The organism is Enterococcus sp. ARL09-542 (assembly GCF_005234805.1).
In the GTDB taxonomy this organism is placed as follows: domain Bacteria; phylum Bacillota; class Bacilli; order Lactobacillales; family Enterococcaceae; genus Enterococcus_D; species Enterococcus_D gallinarum.
This window is the reverse complement of sequence record NZ_QPQX01000007.1, coordinates 155,253-176,255: the sequence shown is the minus strand read 5'-3', so window position 1 is coordinate 176,255 and position 21,003 is coordinate 155,253. Positions and strand designations below refer to the sequence as shown.

Annotated in this window: 21 protein-coding genes and 1 riboswitch; of the genes, 5 read left to right on the top strand and 16 right to left on the bottom strand. The window is 41.3% G+C overall.

Annotated features, from left to right (window positions below):
- Positions 1-161 precede the first annotated feature (161 nt).
- Both DVW06_RS09865 and pbp4 read left to right on the top strand, forming a co-directional pair.
- Positions 162-776 (top strand): DUF1054 family protein, encoded by a 615-nt coding sequence (locus DVW06_RS09865; RefSeq protein ID WP_003127197.1) that lies wholly within the window; start codon positions 162-164, stop codon positions 774-776.
- A gap of 5 nt (positions 777-781) precedes the next feature.
- Positions 782-2,830: a penicillin-binding protein PBP4(5) gene (pbp4, locus tag DVW06_RS09860; protein ID WP_123866967.1), complete on the top strand. Its 2,049-nt coding sequence runs from the start codon at positions 782-784 to the stop codon at positions 2,828-2,830.
- 72 nt (positions 2,831-2,902) lie between these two features.
- On the opposite strand, the gene purB is transcribed toward pbp4, so the two are convergent.
- From purB to DVW06_RS09815, 9 genes are all read right to left on the bottom strand, one after another.
- Positions 2,903-4,201 (bottom strand): adenylosuccinate lyase, encoded by a 1,299-nt coding sequence (gene purB / locus DVW06_RS09855; RefSeq protein ID WP_041119285.1) that lies wholly within the window; start codon positions 4,199-4,201, stop codon positions 2,903-2,905.
- A gap of 13 nt (positions 4,202-4,214) precedes the next feature.
- On the bottom strand, positions 4,215-5,333 hold the full coding sequence (purK, locus tag DVW06_RS09850; RefSeq protein WP_171917740.1) for a 5-(carboxyamino)imidazole ribonucleotide synthase: 1,119 nt from the start codon (positions 5,331-5,333) through the stop codon (positions 4,215-4,217).
- Positions 5,326-5,811, bottom strand: coding sequence for a 5-(carboxyamino)imidazole ribonucleotide mutase (gene purE, locus DVW06_RS09845; RefSeq protein WP_137264599.1), 486 nt, complete (start codon positions 5,809-5,811; stop codon positions 5,326-5,328). Before purE ends, purK begins: the two co-directional genes overlap by 8 nt.
- A gap of 172 nt (positions 5,812-5,983) precedes the next feature.
- Positions 5,984-7,288, bottom strand: coding sequence for a nucleobase:cation symporter-2 family protein (locus DVW06_RS09840; RefSeq protein ID WP_060814165.1), 1,305 nt, complete (start codon positions 7,286-7,288; stop codon positions 5,984-5,986).
- Entirely contained in the window at positions 7,288-7,869 is a 582-nt protein-coding gene (locus DVW06_RS09835) for a xanthine phosphoribosyltransferase (RefSeq protein WP_003127190.1), read from the bottom strand. Before DVW06_RS09835 ends, DVW06_RS09840 begins: the two co-directional genes overlap by 1 nt.
- A gap of 75 nt (positions 7,870-7,944) precedes the next feature.
- A riboswitch (purine riboswitch) is annotated at positions 7,945-8,042 on the bottom strand.
- A gap of 89 nt (positions 8,043-8,131) precedes the next feature.
- Positions 8,132-8,809 carry a hydrolase gene (locus DVW06_RS09830; protein ID WP_029486902.1) on the bottom strand — a complete coding sequence of 226 codons (678 nt, stop codon included), beginning with the start codon at positions 8,807-8,809 and terminating at the stop codon, positions 8,132-8,134.
- 20 nt (positions 8,810-8,829) lie between these two features.
- Positions 8,830-9,429, bottom strand: a complete 600-nt coding sequence (locus tag DVW06_RS09825; protein ID WP_003127188.1) for a glycoside hydrolase family 73 protein — start codon at positions 9,427-9,429, stop codon at positions 8,830-8,832.
- Positions 9,422-10,210, bottom strand: a complete 789-nt coding sequence (locus DVW06_RS09820; protein ID WP_137264598.1) for a M15 family metallopeptidase — start codon at positions 10,208-10,210, stop codon at positions 9,422-9,424. The genes DVW06_RS09825 and DVW06_RS09820 overlap by 8 nt, the downstream gene beginning before the upstream one ends.
- A 13-nt stretch (positions 10,211-10,223) precedes the next feature.
- Positions 10,224-10,727, bottom strand: coding sequence for a hypothetical protein (locus DVW06_RS09815; protein ID WP_034704725.1), 504 nt, complete (start codon positions 10,725-10,727; stop codon positions 10,224-10,226).
- Positions 10,728-10,852: 125 nt separating this feature from the next.
- On the opposite strand from DVW06_RS09815, the gene DVW06_RS09810 reads away from it, so the two are divergent.
- Positions 10,853-11,809, top strand: coding sequence for a Gfo/Idh/MocA family protein (locus DVW06_RS09810; protein ID WP_086269229.1), 957 nt, complete (start codon positions 10,853-10,855; stop codon positions 11,807-11,809).
- A gap of 55 nt (positions 11,810-11,864) precedes the next feature.
- On the opposite strand, the gene DVW06_RS09805 is transcribed toward DVW06_RS09810, so the two are convergent.
- On the bottom strand, positions 11,865-12,815 hold the full coding sequence (locus DVW06_RS09805; RefSeq protein WP_005472481.1) for an aromatic acid exporter family protein: 951 nt from the start codon (positions 12,813-12,815) through the stop codon (positions 11,865-11,867).
- Positions 12,816-12,911: 96 nt separating this feature from the next.
- Here DVW06_RS09805 and DVW06_RS09800 point away from each other — a divergent pair, with 96 nt between their 5' ends.
- Complete coding sequence (locus DVW06_RS09800; protein ID WP_003127183.1) at positions 12,912-13,508, top strand: FUSC family protein; 597 nt, start codon at positions 12,912-12,914, stop codon at positions 13,506-13,508.
- A 188-nt stretch (positions 13,509-13,696) separates the two neighbouring features.
- Here DVW06_RS09800 and nagA read toward each other — a convergent pair whose 3' ends face one another.
- Positions 13,697-14,842: an N-acetylglucosamine-6-phosphate deacetylase gene (gene nagA / locus DVW06_RS09795; protein ID WP_005472479.1), complete on the bottom strand. Its 1,146-nt coding sequence runs from the start codon at positions 14,840-14,842 to the stop codon at positions 13,697-13,699.
- A 56-nt stretch (positions 14,843-14,898) separates the two neighbouring features.
- Positions 14,899-15,756: a helix-turn-helix domain-containing protein gene (locus DVW06_RS09790; RefSeq protein ID WP_003127180.1), complete on the bottom strand. Its 858-nt coding sequence runs from the start codon at positions 15,754-15,756 to the stop codon at positions 14,899-14,901.
- Between the two features lie 141 nt (positions 15,757-15,897).
- Here DVW06_RS09790 and DVW06_RS09785 point away from each other — a divergent pair, with 141 nt between their 5' ends.
- Complete coding sequence (locus DVW06_RS09785; protein WP_003127178.1) at positions 15,898-16,077, top strand: DUF2187 domain-containing protein; 180 nt, start codon at positions 15,898-15,900, stop codon at positions 16,075-16,077.
- 148 nt (positions 16,078-16,225) lie between these two features.
- On the opposite strand, the gene DVW06_RS09780 is transcribed toward DVW06_RS09785, so the two are convergent.
- The 4 genes from DVW06_RS09780 to DVW06_RS09765 all read right to left on the bottom strand — a co-directional run bounded on the left by DVW06_RS09780 (position 16,226) and on the right by DVW06_RS09765 (position 20,856).
- Positions 16,226-17,443 carry a pyridoxal phosphate-dependent aminotransferase gene (locus DVW06_RS09780; RefSeq protein WP_003127177.1) on the bottom strand — a complete coding sequence of 406 codons (1,218 nt, stop codon included), beginning with the start codon at positions 17,441-17,443 and terminating at the stop codon, positions 16,226-16,228.
- Positions 17,444-17,645: 202 nt separating this feature from the next.
- Entirely contained in the window at positions 17,646-18,521 is an 876-nt protein-coding gene (locus DVW06_RS09775; RefSeq protein WP_005472477.1) for an ABC transporter ATP-binding protein, read from the bottom strand.
- 11 nt (positions 18,522-18,532) lie between these two features.
- Positions 18,533-19,747 (bottom strand): ABC transporter permease, encoded by a 1,215-nt coding sequence (locus tag DVW06_RS09770; RefSeq protein ID WP_137264597.1) that lies wholly within the window; start codon positions 19,745-19,747, stop codon positions 18,533-18,535.
- The gene (locus tag DVW06_RS09765) at positions 19,747-20,856 is read right to left on the bottom strand and encodes a hypothetical protein (protein ID WP_137264596.1); all 1,110 of its coding nucleotides are present in this window, start codon (positions 20,854-20,856) and stop codon (positions 19,747-19,749) included. The genes DVW06_RS09770 and DVW06_RS09765 overlap by 1 nt, the downstream gene beginning before the upstream one ends.
- Positions 20,857-21,003 lie beyond the last annotated feature (147 nt).

Sequence of the window (21,003 nt, the reverse complement as noted above, 5' to 3'; positions counted from 1 at the left end):
CTCTCTTCGGGTTTTCGGTCTGTACTGAAATCAAGGTATTATTGGGAATCCCAGCTTAAATCATAGATACCGTAAGGGATTTTATTCTTTATTTAAAACTTTGCAACAGAACCTTTTTTTGCTATACTATCTCTTAGAATACAAGAAAGGAATTCTACTCTATGTTATTTACTAATAAAAGCTTTCACGTCTTCCAAGCTTCGAGCTTGGAAGAACGAATGCAGGAAATTCGTAAAGAGATCCAACCGATTTTTCAGCAAATTGGTGAAAAAGTCTGCCCTTTTTTCACAGAAAAGCTAGACACTCCTTTTTATCTGCATATCGCACAGCACCGACGGCGAAGTGTCTATCCTCCAGAAGAAACTTGGGCAGCTTTTGGACCAAACAAGCGAGGTTATAAGATGGATGCCCACTTCCAGATCGGTATTACTCGTGAGTATGCTTTTGTCTGGTTAAGTGTGATTGATCAGCCGAAAAACCAACAGCAAATCGCTCGCTGCTGGTCAGAGAAACCGGCACTGTTTGAAACTCTACCTCAAGATTTTGTCCTCTCTCTGGATCATACGCAATATGGCTATCAGCCGATCCGAGAATGGCCCGCTGCTCTAGAGCGGCTGACTACTGTAAAAAAAAGCGAATTACAGATTGGCAAAGTCTATCTCAAAGATCAGATTTCTACGCTCACTATGGAGCAACTGTTAGCAGATTATCGCTTGCTGCTGCCGCTTTATCGGAATCGCGAAGAGTTACCGATACTTAACCAAGAAGGGAATTAAGAAAAATGGAACGACAAAATCGCCGCTCTCAAAATCAACCACCAAAAAAACGGAAGACTTTACTGATTGTTCTTCCTCTGCTCTTATTGCTTGTAGTAGGTGGCTTTTTCGGCTATCGCTATTATGACAAACAGCAACGACAAAATCAGGCAGAGAAAGTCGTCCACTCATTCATTGAGAACCTTTCAAAAAACAAATTCGACAAATTACCATCCTTGATTCTTTCTGATAGCGCAGAAAGAAATGGTTATACCAATGATCAAGTAGCAGAAAAATATCAAACAATTTTCAGCGGAATTGATGCTGCCAACATCAAGGGTTCCAAAATCACTTTAAGCGACGATGTCAAAAATGCAGATTATCAGTTTACGTATCAGTTATCTCTCACTACTAGCTTGGGGGAAATCAAAGATCTGAATTATTCCGGAACCATCAAATTTGAAAAAGAACAGCCAAAAATCGATTGGGCTCCAAACCTGATTTTCCCTGACATGGCTGGACAAGATAAAGTAAGTATTTCTGTTGATGAGGCTGTTCGAGGTGAAATAGTGGATCGCAACAAATCACCACTGGCTGCTAATGGCACCTTGTACCAGCTTGGGGTGATTCCCGGACAATTAGGAGATGGAGAGGACAAAGAGTCAAGAATCAAAGCGATCGCTAAGCAGTTTGACCTGACTGAGAAAGCGATCCAGCAAGCATTGGATCAATCTTGGGTGCAAGACGATTACTTTGTTCCTTTGAAAATCGTGGAACCCACAGCTGATCTCCCAACCGGTGCAAGCATTCAAGAAACCGCGGGCAGAACCTATCCATTAGGTGAAGCCGCTGCACAATTGATTGGTTATGTAGGAGACATTACGGCTGAAGATGTTGAAAAAGATGATACATTAGCCAGCAATGGAAAAATTGGCCGCTCTGGTCTCGAGGCAGCTTTTGACAAAGAACTTCGAGGAAAAAACGGTGGTAAGATAGCGATCACCGATGAAAAAGGCACAGAGCGAAAAGCATTGATCGAAACGAAAAAAACTGACGGCAAAACGATTCAACTCACGATCGATGCCAAAGCACAGAAAATCGCTTTTGATTCCCTTAAGGATCAGGCTGGTTCTACCGTGGTCACTGAACCAACCACAGGGGATCTGCTCGTTCTAGCTAGTTCTCCAAGTTTTGATCCCAATAAAATGACCAACGGAATTTCACAAGAGGACTATGATGCTTACCATAACAACAAAGATCTACCATTTATCAGCCGCTTTGCAACTGGTTATGCTCCCGGTTCAACCTTTAAAACAATCACAGCAGCCATCGGTTTAGACAATGGAACGATCAATCCAGAAACCGTCCTTTCAATCAACGGATTGAAATGGCAAAAAGATAGCTCTTGGGGAGATTACTTCGTGACTCGGGTCAGCGATGTCGCATCCGTTAACTTGCGTAACGCTCTCGTCTATTCGGATAATATCTATATGGCTCAACAAACATTGGCGATGGGTGAAGACAAATTCCGTGCTGGTTTGGAGAAATTTATTTTCGGTGAAGAATTGGACTTGCCGATTGCCATGAACCCTGCACAAATCAGCAATGACAAATCCTTCAATTCTGAGATTTTGCTGGCAGACACTGGCTATGGCCAGGGAGAATTGTTGATCAATCCAATTCAACAAGCAGCGATGTACTCTGTTTTCGCCAATCAAGGATCTCTGGTTTATCCACGATTAGTGATGGGTGCAGAAACAAAGACGAAAAAAGAGTTGATTTCACCAGAGACGATTTCACTGATCAATGAGGATTTGAAAGCTGTCGTTACCGATGAGAATGGGACAGCCCATTCCCTAGCAGCTCTCGGTTTACCTCTTGCTGCCAAAACTGGAACAGCTGAGATCAAGGAGAAACAAGATGAGAAAGGACAGGAAAATAGCTTCTTATTTGCTTTCGATGCCCAGAATCAAAAGTATTTGATGGTGTCCATGCTAGAAGATCGACAAGAAAACTCTTCTGCTACAGCATTAGCCCCAGAACTTTTGTCTTATCTTTCCGAAAACTATAACTAAATAATAAAACTACCCCAAAAGGCACGCTGCTTCAGTAAGCAGCGTGCCTTTTGTTTTTTTTGGGTTTATTCCCTATTCACCTAAACCTACGCGCGCAAAAATCGTATCCACTTGCTTTAAATGATGATGATAATCAAATGCATCATCCAAGTCTTTTTCACTTAACGTAGACATAATGGTTTGGTCAGCTTCTAACAATGGTCGAAAATCCCGTTGTTCGTCCCAAGCTTGTGCCGTCTTCGGCTGAACAAGATCATATGCCTGTTCTCGAGTCATGCCATGATCGATCAATTTCAACATAACACGTTGACTATAGATCAAGCCAAAAGTCGCATTCATATTACGTTTCATATTTTCTGGGAAAACAGTCAGATTTTTGACGATCGTTCCAAAACGATTGAGCATATAATCAATCAAAATCGTTGTATCCGGGATAATAATCCGTTCTGCAGAAGAGTGAGAGATATCACGTTCATGCCAAAGAGAAACATTTTCATACGCCGTCACCATATGACCGCGGATCACTCGTGCTAATCCCGCCATATTTTCTGAACCAATAGGATTGCGTTTGTGCGGCATTGCGGAAGACCCTTTTTGCCCTTTAGCAAAAAACTCTTCAACTTCTCTTGTTTCTGATTTTTGCAATCCACGGATTTCTGTCGCAAATTTTTCAATGCTTGTTGCAATCAGTGCCATGGAAGCAAAATATTCTGCATGGAGATCTCGCGGCAACACTTGCGTAGAGATTTCTTGAGGACGAATCCCCAACTTGTTACATACATATTCTTCAACAAATGGCGGAATGTTGGCAAATGTTCCTACTGCGCCGCTGATTTTCCCAGCTTCAACTCCAGCCGCCGCTCGTTCGAAACGTTCAATATTGCGTTTCATTTCAGAATACCACAAGGCAAGCTTCAACCCAAATGTCGTCGGTTCGGCATGCACCCCATGGGTCCGTCCCATCATGACAGTATATTTGTGTTCTTTTGCTTTTTCACCAATGATAGCTGTGAATGTTTCTAGATCTTTACGGATTAAGTCATTCGCTTGCTTCATCAAGTAACCATAAGCCGTATCTACCACATCAGTAGAAGTCAGCCCATAGTGGACCCACTTACTTTCGTCACCAAGCGATTCAGAGACAGCCCGGGTGAATGCGACCACATCATGACGCGTCTGTGCTTCGATCTCTAAGATACGGTCGATATCGAAAGTTGCCTTCTCTCTAATTTTTTCCACATCTTCTTTGGGAATCTCACCAAGCTCGGCCCACGCCTCATCAGCTAAGATTTCGACTTCTAGCCATGCTTGGTATCGATTTTGATCTGTCCAAATTTTGCCCATCTCAGGTCTTGTATAACGTTCTAACATGCGTTACTCTCCTTTAATCCCAAATATTCGTCTGATAGATTTCTTCCAATGAAGCAGTAATGTCTTCGGTCAACAACGTAATGTGTCCCATTTTCCGACCGCTCTTTGCTTCTTCTTTGCCATAATAATGGAATTGCCAATCTGGCTTATGAGCAATCAGGTCATATGTTTCAATGAGTTCATCACCTAAGATGTTCACCATGACCGCATCACTCAACAGTTTAACCTCTGCAAGCGGCCAACCGCAGATCCCACGTACATGGGCATCAAACTGGCTCATAGAACAAGCTTCAATCGAGTAATGACCTGAATTATGTGGGCGTGGTGCCAACTCATTCACATATAGTCCGCCGCTTTTCGTTAAGAACAGCTCGATCGCTAAAACACCGCGTAAATCAAGGGCTTGCGCAATCACACGCGCGATCCGTTCTGCTTCCTCCGCTACCTCAGAATCGATTCGAGCAGGTGCAATCGTTTGATGCAAGATATTGTTGCGGTGGATATTTTCAACCACTGGGAAAGTGGTGATTTCACGACCATTCCCTGCCACCATGATCGAGAGTTCTTTTTCGTAAGGGATCCATGCTTCTAATTCACAAGTTCCTTCTCGCAAAAGATTCATCGAAGGCGCTAAATCAGCTGTGCTGTATAAAACATATTGCCCTTTGCCATCATAGCCTCCTCGAGTCGTTTTCAATACACAAGGATAGCCGATACTCTCGATGGCATCTTGAATATCGGTAGGACTGATGATTGTCGCATAAGGTGCAATAACAATATTATTGGCTTCTAAAAAAGATTTTTCTAACAAGCGATCTTGGGTGATTGCCAATAGATCAGTTCCCTGAGGAATATTTGCATAGGGCAAAATCGAATTCAAAGCCTCTACGCTGACATTCTCAAATTCATAAGTAATCACATCAGAACGCCTCGCCATTTCTTCCAGTGCAAAGACATCGTCATAAGCAGCAACAATATGCCAGTCAGCTACTTGTGCTGTCGGACAATTGGCTGTTGGATCCAGCACGCCGACACGGAAACCCATTTTTTTGGCACTCATTGCCATCATACGCCCCAATTGTCCGCCGCCAACGATTCCGATCGTCGCATTGGGCATCAAAGGTTTAATCAAGTTGATCACTACTTTCCACTACTTTTTCTTTCAACGTCTTTCTTCGTTGATCCAACTTTTCCGCTATTCCTAAATCATACATGGAAAGCATCTGAGCTGCAAGTAGTCCCGCATTGATTGCACCAGCTTTTCCAATCGCTGTCGTTGCCACAGGAACGCCTCTCGGCATCTGTACGATGGAAAGTAACGAATCCAATCCATTTAATGTTCGTGATTGAACGGGTACGCCAATCACGGGTAACGTTGTTTTTGCAGCGACCATACCTGGCAGATGAGCGGCACCGCCAGCACCAGCAATGATTACTTTCAGCCCTTTTTCTCTTGCATTTTCGGCAAAGGAAAACATCAAGTCCGGTGTCCGATGAGCCGAAACAACCTTTTTGATATAGGGAATCCCAAGCTCCTCTAAAATCTCACAACTGTGTTTCATCGTCTCCCAATCCGACGTACTGCCCATAATGACTGCTACTTGTTCCATAAGACAACTCCCTTCGATTATTCACTTAAATACTAGCAAGTGACATCCATAAAGTCAAAAGAAAATCGAACTATAGAAAAAATACGAGATATATTGTTCGTCTTTTAACAAAAGATTATTTCTTCTCTCTAAAACAAAAAAAGCATCCTGTTGACCAGAATGCTTTCGTAAATCAAACTTCGTTAAATTCTCCTGATTCGACCGCTTCTTTTTTTGGTAAGCCATTGAATAAAAGATTCAAGATAATCGCAGTCATGCTGCTCATAACAATTCCGTTACCAGTAAACATTTGCAAGGTTTCAGGTAAGCGGCTAAATAAAGTTGGCATAATGTTGAACCCTAAGCCGAATCCCAGTGAAACAGCGATAATCAGCAAATTTTTGTCATTTGAATAGTCGACTTTCGACAACATTCTCATCCCTTGGACAGCCACCATGCCGAACATGACTAACATCCCGCCACCCAATACAGCTTCAGGAATGATTTGCGCCAAAGCACCAACTTTCGGAAACAAACCTAATATAATCAAAAAGACCGCAGAGAAATAAATCGGTTTACGGGTTTTGATACCAGATAACTGTACGAGCCCTACATTTTGTGAGAAGCCCGTATAAGGGAATGTGTTGAAGATTCCGCCCAGAATCACTGCTAACCCTTCAGCCCGATAACCTTTTTTCAATGATTCTGATGAAACAGGTTGTCCTGTAATATCTCCCAGTGCAAAATAGACCCCCGTAGACTCCACCATACTAACGATTGAAATAATGATCATCAATAAAATCGACCAAATATCAAACGTTGGTAACCCAAAGTAAAACGGCTGCGGCAAATGAAAGACAGGCGCGTGAGAAATCGCGGATAAATCAACTAACCCTAAGACAGCTGCTAGCAAAGTTCCGCCGATCAAACCGATCAAAACAGCAATCGAACGAAGAAATCCTTTGGCAAAAATCTGAATACCAATAATTAATGCAATCGTGACAAAACCTAAGAGTAAATTGTCTGGTGCGCCAAAGGAAGCTGCGGCAGCATCCCCACCACCGATTTTGGTAATGGCAACGGGGATCAACGTCAAACCAATCACTGTAATGACAGTTCCCGTAACCAATGGCGGAAACAAGACTTTGATTTTTGAGAAGACACCGGAGATCAAAACAACAAAAATACCAGAAGCAATAATGGCTCCATAAATGGCACCGATCCCTGACTTAGTTCCGATCAAAATCAATGGTGAAACAGCTTGGATGGCACAGCCCAAGACAACCGGCAATCCGATCCCGAAGAAACGGGTGACGGTCAATTGCAGCAATGTTGCTACCCCGCACATAAAAATATCAATGGAAATCAAATAAGTCATTTGGGCTTCATTAAATCCTAACCCGGTTCCAATCAATAGTGGTACTGCGACAGCACCCGCATACATCGCGAGCAAGTGCTGCAACCCTAAGACAGCAGAGCGTCCATTTTGTTCGTTCATTAAGCGTCACCCTCCAAGAAAGTTGCTTTACCCTCGGATAAGGAAGCGATCCGCGCGAGAGAAACAACAGGAATCGACATTTCTTCAAGCAATGCTCGTCCAGATTGGAAGGATTTTTCAATGACGATTCCGATACCAGCAACCGTTGCACCGGCTTGCTGGCACAATTCGATCAATCCTTTTGCTGCTTGGCCATTTGCTAAAAAGTCATCGATGATCAATACATTGTCTTCCGCAGACAAAAATTTCCGAGAAATCGATACTTGACTCGTGACTTGCTTGGTAAAGGAATAAACCGAGGCTGTCAATAATTCTTCGTCCATTGTCAGACTTTTGGCTTTACGGGCAAAAATCATTGGCACACCTAATGTTTGTGCCGTAAATAAAGCTGGTGCAATCCCTGAAGCTTCGATAGTCACTACTTTAGTAATCTGCTCTGCTTGAAATCGTTTGGCAAATGTCGTGCCGATTTCCTGCATTAATTCCGGATCCACTTGGTGCGTTAAAAAACTATCAACTTTCAGAACGCCATCACCTAAAACATTTCCGTCTTTTTCGATCCGTTCGATCAACTTTTTCATCCTATACCTCTTTCCTTTCCATTTAGGCCTATCAACAAAAAAACACCTTTTTTGCTAAAGCAAAAAAGGTGCATCAATGGCACTTTTTTTACTTATAGTCCGATATTTACGGTATCGGGTAGAGACTGTCGACCTTATTACGACGATATACAAGTTAAATTTTATGAATAATAGGTTCGATTATGCCGAAGATTGATTAAAAAGGCAAGTTTAGAAAACTCTTCCAAAATAAGAATGTTCTCATTTTATTTCTCAACGCTCACTAATCAGGTTTTTCCATTTCCCGATAGTGCTGCATTTTTTTGCTGAATAACTCTCCATTGGAAGGTGGTGTATAGGTGATTGCATTGGCGCCTGCTTCGATCGTTTCTAAAATACTTTCATCTGTAGGGCCTCCAGTAGCGATGATTGGCAATTCAGGATACCGCTCGCGAAAATAACGAACAGTCTCAGCGGTTTTTTTTCCAGCACTGATATTGATCACTTTGACACCTAACTTCAATTTTTCATCAATTTTGGTATATTTACTAGTTACGGTACTGATCACAGGAATATCAATGACCTTACAGACCTGCTCCACAGTTTTCAGTGGTGTCGGACCATTTAGCACCACACCAATGGAACCTTGCGCTTCTGCAAACATGCTCATATAAGAAGAACGAAATCCTTGAGTCAAACCTCCTCCGACCCCCGAAAATACGGGAATATCAGCTGCCTCGATAATCGCTTTGGTAATCGCAGGGTGCGGGGTAAAGGGATAGACGGCAATCACCGCATCTGCATTGGTATTGCGGATGATTGCAATATCTGTAGTAAAAATGATCGAGCGGATCTGTTTGCCAAAAATTTGAATCCCGCTTGCTTGTCTGATAACTTTAGGAACTTTCACGATATCTTTTCGCAGTTCCGTTGTGATCTTTGGCATGTATTTTTCTTCCATGGGCACCCACTTCTTTCCGTCTATTGGTCGTATTGATTTAAATGATAGGTTTCAATTACACGAATGATTTTCTCTGCATAATCCGGATCTGTGGCATAACCAGCTTCTTGCAATGCTTTGGCAGCTGTTTTGTAGTCTGTTGCCGACAAAACATTTACATAGAGCGCTGGATTCCAGTCTACGCCATTGACAAAGAGCATCGTGTGGTCATCCATGGACTCTTCCCACGAATCATAGACTCGAAAATCGCCTTGGATCGTTACCCACTGCTCATTATAAAACTCTTGGGTATCTAATGTCACTTTTTTACTATGTCCAAATGCTTTGATTCCAAAAAGATTATTGTATTCACTAGCTAGTGTACTTTTGCCCCAATCAGACTCCAAGATGGCTTGCCCTAAAATAATGCTCGGTAAAATACCGTACCCCTTTTGCAATTCCTGTGCATGAGGTGCAATGCGATCAATAAATTCTTGCTGAGTCATTTCTTCACTATCCTCTTGTTTCGGCAAGGGATCGGCTAAACTGTTCATTGAAAAAATAAAAGCAAGCCCAATCAGGAGGATACCTAAAAAGACAAACGGCAGTCGAGTCTTCGTTGTTTTGCGTCGTTTACTCATTTTCTTCCTCCTTTTCTTTTACTTGCTCTAGAAATTCTTCCAGAGTCAGTTGATGTTTTTCAATATATGTAGCAGTTTCTACACCAACATAGCGTAAATGCCAAGGTTCATAATCGATCTGAGTAATGGCCTGCTTTCCTTCTGGGTACCGAATGATAAAGCCGTATTCCCGGGCATGCTCTTGCAGCCACTTGCCGCCATCTGTCTCACCAAATCGGTGGTCCAATACGGTTTCTGGATAAGAATCATACCATTGTCGATCAACTACGTCTACGGCTAAACCCGTATGGTGTTCACTGTAACCTGGTTCTGTCATCGTTCGTTTGGTTGTTTCGATTGCCTTCTCTTTGTTTTGTCCTTGACTCATCAGCATCGTGACATTCTGATCAAAAACAGCCTTTTGCGAGGCGATGGAGCGAAAGGCGGAGATCATCACTAAAGGATGACCAGCTTTTTCTGCGGCAGCTTTTAATTTTTCATAGTCAGAAACGATTCGTTTGTCCACGAGATAGCCATTGGTTAATTTTGCTAATCCCCCCGTATCGATTTCAGTTCCTTTATTCAGGGGGCCCACTAAAACAAGCGCCCAATCATTTAAAGATACTTTAGGAAAATCTTTACTCTTCTGAGAGACTCTTGTTTGTTCTTTTTCACTGCTAGACGCCACTGTCTGACTACTTGCGATTGTTTCGCTGCTCGCTGAATGTTCCTGCTGCAGACTAGCTACCAAACTAATTAATAGAAAGCCAGCAGCAGCTAAGATACCTAAATATTTTTTCAAAAAAACCCTACCTTTAATTATATGTCTCTTCTAAATTCTCTTTGACCCATGCCAACAACTCAATTTTCTCATTCTTGATTTGTTGTTGGACAAAAGCAGGCAGACGGAAGTTCAAAATGTCGTCATAGCCCCATTCATCATACGTAATACTGACTCTTAAATCAAGGTATTGAGTACTTTCTTCAGATTGTGTTAATAATTCCACTTTTGCCAAATCATTTGAAAGCCACGTGCGTGCAATCTGTGTCTTCATTTTCTTGAATTCAGCTACCGCACTTGTTCTCTTTTCGGGATAGATCACCGTTTGACGAACAATTTTTTGAATCAGCATCCATTCATAATCAGAGAACAGCAATTTGATTTTCTGATTTTCAGCAGGTGTCAAACTCGCTGTCCCATTTTTCCAGGCCTCCCATTGTTCTCGATCGATTCCAAGCTGCGTTTCATAGAAACGAGCTTCCGTAGAATATTGTTCAATAACTGTACTTAAAATAATTGCAATAGACACGTTATGCATCATACATCCCTCCTGTATCTATTTTACTGAAAGCTGGACATAAATGGAACTTTTAACTTTGGCTTTGCAATATTTTTAAGATTCACTAAGTTTTGTTATACTAAAAACGAAGGAGCTGATAGAAAATGAAAAAATATCGTTGGGGCATAATTGGCCTTGGAGACATCGCCACACAATTTGCCGCTGGATTTGCAAGCGATGCTAGCGATTTGTACGGTGTCTGTGCCCGCCGTTACTCAAAAGTCCAAGCATTTGCGGAACGTTTCTCGATTCCTCAGGCTTATGAATCTGCTGAAGCAATGTTGGCTGATCCATCGATCGATATCGTCTATATTGCGGTACCAAATGATATCCACCATCACTACATCATGGCAGCACTGGCAGCAGGGAAACACGTTCTTTGCGAAAAAGCGATCACTACAAGTGGCGATGAACTTGCTGAAGAACTGGCCTTAGCCAAAGAAAAAGGATTGGTTTTAGAAGAGGCGATGACCATCTACAACATGCCGCTTTATCACCGTCTAAAAGAAATCGTAGCCTCTGGCAAACTAGGAAAATTAAAAATGATTCAAGCACCTTTTGGCAGTTACAAGGATCCTGATCCTCAAAATCGTTTTTTCAATCCTGATTTAGGCGGCGGTGCACTGCTTGACATTGGTACTTATGCCGTCTCTTTTGCCCGCTTTTTCATGAGTGAGTCACCAAAGGTAGAATTCAGCAGCATGAAGCCTTTTGAAACCGGCGTTGACGAACAATCCGTGACGATTTTGCGTAACCCAGCTGATGAAATGGCCAGTGTGATCCTAACTTTCCAAGCTAAAATGCCAAAAACAGGAATCGTTGCTTTTGAAGAAGGCTATATCACAGTCGAAGAATATCCGCGGGCTGATAAAGCAACCATTCACTATCTTGATGGCTCCAATGAGTTTATTGAAACAGGCGATACGACCCAAGCACTAAATTACGAAATCGCCAATATGATTAAAACTATTGAAGGGACTTCTAAAGGATCGATCCATCTAACAAGTGACGTCATTGCCGTCTTAGACCAGATGCAACAATTTTGGAAGCAAACAAAATAAAACAATTGACTGCCCAGCGATTTGATTCGCTGGGCAGTCGTATTCTTTCCTTTTCTTAATGATCCCGTTCAGCAAATTCGGCTTTGATTTCAATAAAACGTTTAAACGACTGCAAAAATTGAAACAATTGCGCGCGATTTTCAAACTCCTCGCGATTTCTAGGCAGCGGTTTTTGTCGATAATCTTGATACAACTCTTCGATCCTTAGCAAAAGGTCTTCGCCGTCGTTAGCTTCATCAAATGTTTCTGCGGTATACAGCAGCAAGGCACGAAATTTCTCTGTATAAACTTCTTCTACCCAAATGGATCGCAAGAGACCAATCATTTCTGTCAACAAACGAACTTGCGCACGCCGCATCGCAAAATACGCTTCATAGTAACTATTCTTTTGGCTCCATTGGTTTTCTTGATGGACCTGTGCTTTTTCTTGTCCTTGTCGAATCTTTGCCAATAATGATTGACATTGCCCTTGCAAGGTCAATCGAGAAGGTTGATTTAAGTGTTCAGACATATCTTTTAAAAGTCTTTTAAACGTCTTTTCTGTTTCTTGCTGCAATTCTTTCAGTTCTTTTTCTCCATCTGGCATATAAAGATTAAATACTAATGCAAAGCCAACTCCGAGAATCATGAGCAAGAATTCATTGACGATCAAGCGCCAAGCAAAGGATTCTTCCAGTAAATAGTGCGTTACTAAGACTGAATTGACCACGATGCCATCTGTCAATGAAAAACGGACAGCCATTGGGATGAACAAAAACAAAAAGAGCACAAACCCTAATGGATTATATCCGAGAAGCGAAAAACTGCAAAATGCCAGAATTGTCGCCAGTGCCAGTGAGATCAAGCGTCCAATGCCCGTATAAAGCGATGTTTTCTTTGTGTTGCCTACGCTCAAAATCGCAATGATCCCTGCGGCTGGCGCATATAATAACCCAATTGCTTGAGCCACTGCCATCGATAAACCCGAAGCAATCGCTGTCTTGACTGTTCTCATTCCAATTTTCATTCTGCACCTCCTTTCAAAGTATACTAAACAAAAAAGGATTTCACTAGAATTTATCGGTTATTTTGGTTATGATTAAAGAAAAGGAGGAAATCGATCATGCAATTTGGCCGCTTTCGTCTAGGGATGCGAACGATAAAAACCGCAATTGCTGTCATGTTGTGTATCTTGCTGTTTCGATTTTTGAATCGCGGACAGCCTTTGATCGCTGCCCTTTCCGCTGTCTTCTCACTACGTCAAGATTTAACAACGACCCTTTCTTTTGGGAAATCACGAGTTTTAGGAAATTCGATTGGTGGGGCTACTGCCATCATCTACTTCTTCATGAAACAATATTTCCACAATGATTTTTTGATCGAGTTATTGGTGCTCCCTGCTTTAGTGGCCTTCATTATCGTTCTTTCGGATGGGATCAATAATAATTCCGGTATTATTTCTGGGATTGCTACGATGTTATTGATCACTCTTAGTGTTCCACAAGGAGAGTCTTTTATTTTTGCATTAGATCGCGTGTTAGACACTTTTATTGGTACGCTGATTGCGATCTTCATCAATTTTGTCTTGAGGCCTCCCGAAAAAGAAAAACAAGCAGAAATCAAAGAAGACTTGGTTGTATTGAAGGAAAGAGAAACGGAATTGAAAACTATGCTGGAAGATGTTCAAGAAGAAATCTCCAAGCAGCAAGAACAAAAATAAACGCCCTCTCACTACTTAGCTTTTTACGTATCAAGACAGCTTGTGAGGAAGGCGTTTTTGCTGTTTTCTTTTGTTTGGCAAGAAAAATTTGATCTACCTTCCAGCTATTGATGAAAATCGATAAAACAATTAAACGTTTTTACAAAAAAGCACAGATCACCAATTGGCGATCTGTGTCTTTTTTCTGCTTAAGCTTCGTACCGGCAAACACCATCTAAAAATGTCGCTTGCAGATTCATTTGAGGGTCCAACACGATAAAGTCAGCTGCTCGACCTTTCTTGATCATGCCGCATTTGTCATCGATTTTACAACTGATTGCTGGCACTAGACTTGCCATCATGATTGCTTCTTGCGGGGTAGCAATCTCCCACTCAACAACATTTTTGATGGCTTCTTTTAATTTCAAAATACTTCCGGCCAAATTTCCTTCTTTTAGACGAGCTGTTCCATCTTTTACGACAACAGGGAATTCTCCAAGAATATAATCTCCATCCGGCATACCTCCTGCCATCATACAGTCGGTGATCAAAGCAACATGGTCATGCCCGGCTTTTTCCATCAAGATCTCAGCTGCTTGCGGATGAACATGATGTCCATCACAGATCAATTCAGAGAATACTTCTTTTAATGATAGCAATGCTCCTACCATCCCTGGTTCTCGGTGATTTAGTCCTCTCATTCCGTTATAGGCATGAACAAAAACACTGGCTCCTGCTTCAACAGCAGCTTCAGCTTCCTGTAAAGTCCCATTACTATGACCTAAGGCAACCACAACACCTTCTTCTGTCACTTGAGACACAAAATCGGTAACGCCTTTACGTTCAGGAGCTAAGGCAATTTTTTTGATAATCCCACCAGAAGCTTCCTGCCATTCGTGGAATGTATCGATGTCTGGATCACCAAAATAGATTGGATTTTGAGCGCCTTTGTGTTCTTCAGTAAAGAAAGGTCCTTCAAAATAAATCCCTTGGATTTTCGCACCGGTAACAGAATCTTTCACTTGTCCGATAGTTTCTGCTACATCTCTTAGACGTTCTTTGCTGGAAGTCAATGTCGTCGGCAAGAAAGAAGTTACACCACAAGACAATAAGCCTTCTGACATAGCTTTGATCCCTTCTGCATCGTTGTCCATGACATCGTGGTTCATGAACCCATGGATATGGGTATCTACGAGTCCTGGAGCTATCCATTGCCCAGAATAATCAGTTACTTCCGCATCTTCCGGTACTTCATTGACGATATCGCCAAATTTGCCGTCAATGATCTCCAGATAACCTGCCCCATGAACAGCTGACTTCAAAAAGAATTTGTCCGCATAAATATATGTTTTCATCTTGATCGCTCCTTATTTCTTTTCTTCCTTAAAATTACTCTTATTTGAGTAAGAAGTCAAGAAAGGTCTACACCATTTCTCGATGAATTTCGAATATCGACGACCGCTTGATAAAGAGCAAAACTTTCATCGGCTGCTTGCTGATTGTCAAGAGCGACAAAGACATGGCCTTTCAGTTCAAATAATTCTTCTAAAAAATAGAAACTGTTCTTTTCTCTGGCAAGATCGATACCTTCTTCTAGAATTTGTAAAGCAGTGGTGAATTCTTCTTGTTTCGCTAAAAAAACTGCATAGTTGTAGAATACTTTGGTCAAGGTTGTGGTCATCCGTTCTGCCGGCAGCACTTGCACCCCATGGTAACTTTTTTCTAGATGAAAACGTGCTTCTTCTAATTGCTGCATATCATTATACACTCGCCCCATACAACTTAAGAGCCGAATCTCCATCACAGAGATATTGATTTTATCTTGCTGATAAGAGTAGGATAAGCCTTTTTTAAGGCTTTCAATCGCTGCTTCATAATCTTGGAACAAGAAATATTCGCAACTCCCTAAAAAGTAATAGTACATTTGCATGTCTGCGTCCAAATATAGATAGTCCATGATCGTTTTATCCTGCAGTTTGGTCAATAACTCTTGGTACTCTTTATGAACAAAATGGCTTTCCATTTGAGCGAACACTTGATTCGTTCGATTGATCTCTTCAGCATGGAGCATCATTACTTGATCTAAGGTAACGCCTAATCGTTGACAGATTTGATGCATGACCAATACATTCGGTAATTCTTCATTATTTTCGATCCGGCTCAAAACACTTTGTGAACAGATATCTTCTGCCAACATCTTTTGTGTCATCTTGCGCTTTTTGCGGAACGTGCGAATGATTTGGCCAAAGGATTCTTGTGAATTTGCCATGACTCTCCTCCAACTTTTTCAACATTAAAAAAATGCGAATTCGCATTTTTAATTTTCTTCATTTTAGCACATAATAGCAAAAAGGAAAGCAATTCCAACAATATCTTGGTATTTTTTAACAATTTAAAACGAGGTGTTTCTATGACGATTAACAGCACCATTACCTTCACTTGGGAAGGCAAGGTCTATGCAGGAAAAGTCGAAAGAGAATATGAAAATTCGGTTCTTGTCCAAGTGACAGACCCTAGCGAAGAAATGCTGGAAAAATTCAATGATCGAATGATCATCAGTAAAAAAAAATGTCAGCAGACTGCTGACTAAGCATATGCAATAAGCGCTATGATTTTAAGATATTCGATCAATCAAAAAAACGAGCAGTTGGATCTGGTCCGATGCCTTGCTACAAGGTACAGGATAAGGAGCCAACTGTTCGTTTTTTTTACTATTGTTCATTCCTACTATTGCTTACTTATTTTTGCTGATAAGTGGCTAAAAACTCCCGCATCTTTTCGGTCGTTGCTTTCAAATCATCCATATTCGGTAAATAAACGATTCGGAAATGATCTGGTTCTTGCCAATTAAATCCGCCCCCGTGCACTAATAGCACATGGTGCTCATGCAGAAAATCCAACACAAACTGTTCATCATTCTTAATATTGAAGCGTTTGACATCGATCTTAGGGAAAATATAAAATGCCGCTTTAGGTTTAACAGCTGATAAACCAGGAATGTCATTCAATGCTTGATAAATATACTCTCTTTGCTCATAGATCCTTCCTCCTGGAAGCAGCAGTTCATCCGAACTTTGATAGCCACCTAACGCCGTCTGAATGATCTGCTGAGAAAGAACATTTGAACAAAGCCTCATAGAGGAAAGCATATTCAAGCCCTCAATATAATCTTTAACGTTTCTCTTATCCCCGCTAAGGACCATCCAGCCAACCCGGAATCCGGCTACACGATGTGATTTAGACAATCCACCAAGAGTCACAACAAAGCGATCCGGAGCTAATGTAGCGATTGGGACGTGAACATAATCATCCATCACTAACCGATCATAAATTTCGTCAGAAAAAATAATCAAGTCATGGTCGCGAGCCACATCAACAATTTGCTGCAATACTTCTTTTGGATAGACAGCACCTGTAGGATTATTAGGGTTGATGATCACGATGGCTTTCGTTTTACTTGTGATTTTTGAACGAATATCTTCAATATCTGGGTTCCAGTCAGATTGTTCATCGCAAATGTAGTGTACAGGTTTTCCACCAGCTAAAGAGATCGATGCCGTCCATAAAGGATAATCAGGCATCGGCACCAACACTTCATCGCCATTATTACATAGCCCTTGCATACACATGGTGATCAGTTCTGATACACCATTTCCGGTATAAATATCATTGATCGTCACATTTGGAAACTTTTGTAATTGATAATATTGCTCGATGGCTTTGCGGGCTGAAAAAATTCCTTTAGAATCAGAGTAGCCTTCAGACTCCCGCACATTCATAATCAAGTCACGGACGATCTCATTTGGCGCTTCAAAACCAAATGGTGCCGGATTACCTGTATTCAATTTCAAGATGCTGATGCCTTCTTCTTGCATCCGTTCTGCTTCTTCTAGGACTGGTCCCCGGACATCATAACTTACGCCTTCTAGTTTTGATGACTTTTCAAATTTTCTCATTCGAATTCTCCTTTGACAGTAGAATCAATGCAAATTACCTTGGTTCTAGTGATATTCTTTTTTAAAAGATTGCATTTATTATAGCAAAAAGTTTAGAAAAAAAACGGTCAAATTGACAGAACTTTACGACTTTTAAATAAATTTTTTTCTAAAAGAAACGAATGAACGCTCTTTTATTGCCTAGGCGTTCATTCGTTTTTGTTCAGTCATTCTCTGGAAAGAATTTTAAATAGCGTTCAGCTAATGCGAGATGGCCAATTGAAAATTCTGTAAAACCAGCTTCAATAAAGCGTTGCGGCAGCTGAGGATCACTGATTTCGATTAAATAGACCTGTTCTTGAAGATCGATTGTCAATGTTGTTAATTCGGGAAATGAAACCAAAAACTCTGGATCTTTTGCTTTTAAATAAATTGGTTCATCTACTAAAGAATTCTTTCCCAGGTATTCATGGATAATCTTGCCATCTTTCAAAAACAAAACGCGATCTGCATAACTATCCAAATTGGTCAAAATATGGGAAGCAATCAGGATCGATTTCTTTTTCTCCCGCAACCCTTTTAAAACGTTAGAAATCAATTCCACATTGGTCGGATCCAACCCATTCATGACTTCGTCCATCAACATATAGGGCGTGTCTGTCACGATCTGCATCGCAAAACACAGTCTTTGACGCATCCCCAACGAATAGGTTCCAACCGGCCGCTTGATATAGTCAGTCATTCTTAATTGATTCACGGTTTGATCAATCAGCGCTTCCTCTGATCGCCACATTCGTTGATAAAGTTTTAAATGTTCTAATCCGCTGAGATCATTATATAGATCGTTCTGATCAGGGAAAAAAGAGATTTTCTGGTGAGCTGCCATTTCTGACTTCTTGGACGTGTAAAGCTGTGTTTGATCGAGAAAGATCTCCCCACTAGTCGGCTGAACAAAATTCATCAATACATTGAGTAGTGTTGATTTTCCAGTACCGTTCGGCGCCACTAAGCCGACGATTTCTCCAGGATGAAAGGCCAACGTTAAATCATCCAAAACATTTCGTTTAAATGTCACAGTTACGTTTTTCATTGCTAACATTTCCAAACCTCCTAAACAAGCTTAAATTGCTTCTGCTGTACACGAACAAAAAGACCGATCTCGATCAGCAGCCACACTACACCAAAGAGCAGCAGTCCTTTCGCAAGGACAAACTCAGAGGACCCAAAATAAAAACGGCTGAATCCTGAAAGGATCTGACCATAATTTTGATACAAATAGGCATCATTTGATTTATCCAAGAATGTACTAAACCAGCGTCTCTGAAAAATAAGTGGACTAATCAAGCCAAAACCAGCAAGAAAGAGATTGGCTAATTCTGAACGCCAAAGTGTGCTCAGCAAAAGAATGCCTCGGATATAGATCAATTGCAGCACGATTCCTACCCCCATACACTGAAGTAAGAAAACTCCAACAGGGCGTGTATAAAAAACATCGGCAGAAGAAATAGGATAACGGGCATCAAAGGATGAAGACAAGATACTGACGGGTAGGTCCAATGAGCCAAAGCCGAATTGGCAGCCGACACCGATCCAAATCAAAACGAGTGTACTGATCATCATCAGTGTTGACACAATAAACAGTGCCGCTGTCTTCGCCCAAAGAATCTCATCTACCGTCACCGGCAAAGATAAGAATAAGCTTTTGTGTCGACGATCTTTGGTCAGACTATCGATTGCCAAAAAGATCGTCACGCCAAGAAAGAGAAACGGCAAGTAATTCGTAAATGCCCGCTGAACAGATTGGATACCCGTTTTTTGTTCCAACACATACTTGGAAAGCTTTTTGTTTGGTAATTGGCTGGTACTTTCCATCCATTTTGCAGTGGAGGCATAGCCGTATTTCCCATCATAAGCCGCATAATAGTTCTGATAAGTATAATAGTCAGGCGTGAAGAAAATTGTTTCATCATCGGTATATTGGAGACTCAGCTGATACCATTGGCTCGTTGCTTTGGCATACTTTTGCCAATCATTGGCAGCTAGGGAAGTTAATCGTAAGCTATCTGCTTGATTCCATGGCTCGAACATCGCTACTGCCATGGCGGCGGACCAATGATCTGAGGGATTTTCTGCTTGTTCATCCAAAAAGGATTGTCTAGTCAAATACCGCTGTTCAATTTCATTTTTGTCTATTCGCTCAATTGGCCGATAGGTGCGATCACAAAAACTGTATACGCCAGCAACGATTACTAACAAGCACCATAGCCCGATCGTTTTTTTACTTTTGATTAATTGCTGTAGTTCAAAGAGAAAATAATTTTTCATTATATGACTCCTTTCGCTAGCCAGTTTTTCTTATCTGCGATCAGCAAGAAGGTGACCGCTCCCACCCCCCATAAGAAAAGAAGGATGAAAGCTGTCCCTAACCCGACTGTCGATTGCGATCTGACTGCAAACTCACCTGTGAGGATCTTTTGCAAATCAAAAACAGCAAAAGGGGAATATTTACTGAATGGTGTACTAGCTATTGTACCGAGACCATAGCAAAGACAAAGGAGAAAAAAAGAAACATAGCGATTTGGAATCAAAACATTGGCCACAAAGCCCAGTAATTCTGTCACAATAATCAAACTTGTCAAAAGCACGAGTACCAATAGAAAGTATTGCCAGAAAGGTACGGCATGCCAAGTATGATGATAATAGATAGCCGTTGGATAGTGCCAATCCCCCCATCGTCCGATCACCGACATGGCCGCAGTGATTCCTAGAAGCAACAGGCTGATCGTTGCCAGATGACCAATCATCTTTACCCCGACTTTACTGATCATCCTTATAGGGAAGACTTGTGGATAGGAATGGATCAGAGAAAAATGGCGCTTTTCTTCCAGCAAATTATCGCTAGCAAAAAATGCCAGGAATAAAAAGCCAAATCCCAATAACACTTGAATAGTCAACGCAACAGCAGTCTGCGCATTGTCAACAGTAAGAAAAGGAGCTTTTTCCTGTTCTTCTAATTGCGCTGCTACCACTTTATTTTGCTGCAATTGCCAGATAGATGGTAAAAAGGCTTTATCTGGTAAAGCGGTTTCCCATAATTGCAGCTGAATTTTTGCAATCTCTTCACTGGTCCGATTGAAACGAGGAAATTCTTCCATGATTAGATTCGAGGCTTGCCGATTAGATAATGTGTTGTTTGCCAGCAGCAGTTGATAGGTTTCTTGCTTGTCCTGAGATTCATTTGGATAATTCTGATAATTGTCTACAAGCCGTAATGCTTGCGCTTTTTGCATAGTGATTTCTGCCTGTACATTCACTGGTTCCATGAATGTAAGATAAAAAGCGAGCCCCACACCAATCAAGAACGCTGCTATCATCGTAAACAAAAAAAGGCGCTGCCGAATCGATTTAGCCAGCAGATTTTTAAAGTAGTTCATTTATCAATCTCCTTAAAGCTCCAAAGTTATTTTCTCATTATACCAGATTCTGCCACTTAAATATTTTTTTTCAACAAAAAGCAAGAAAAATGTCCTTTTATAAATCCCTAAAATAGCATTGACAAACGTGAAGATAATCGGTAACAT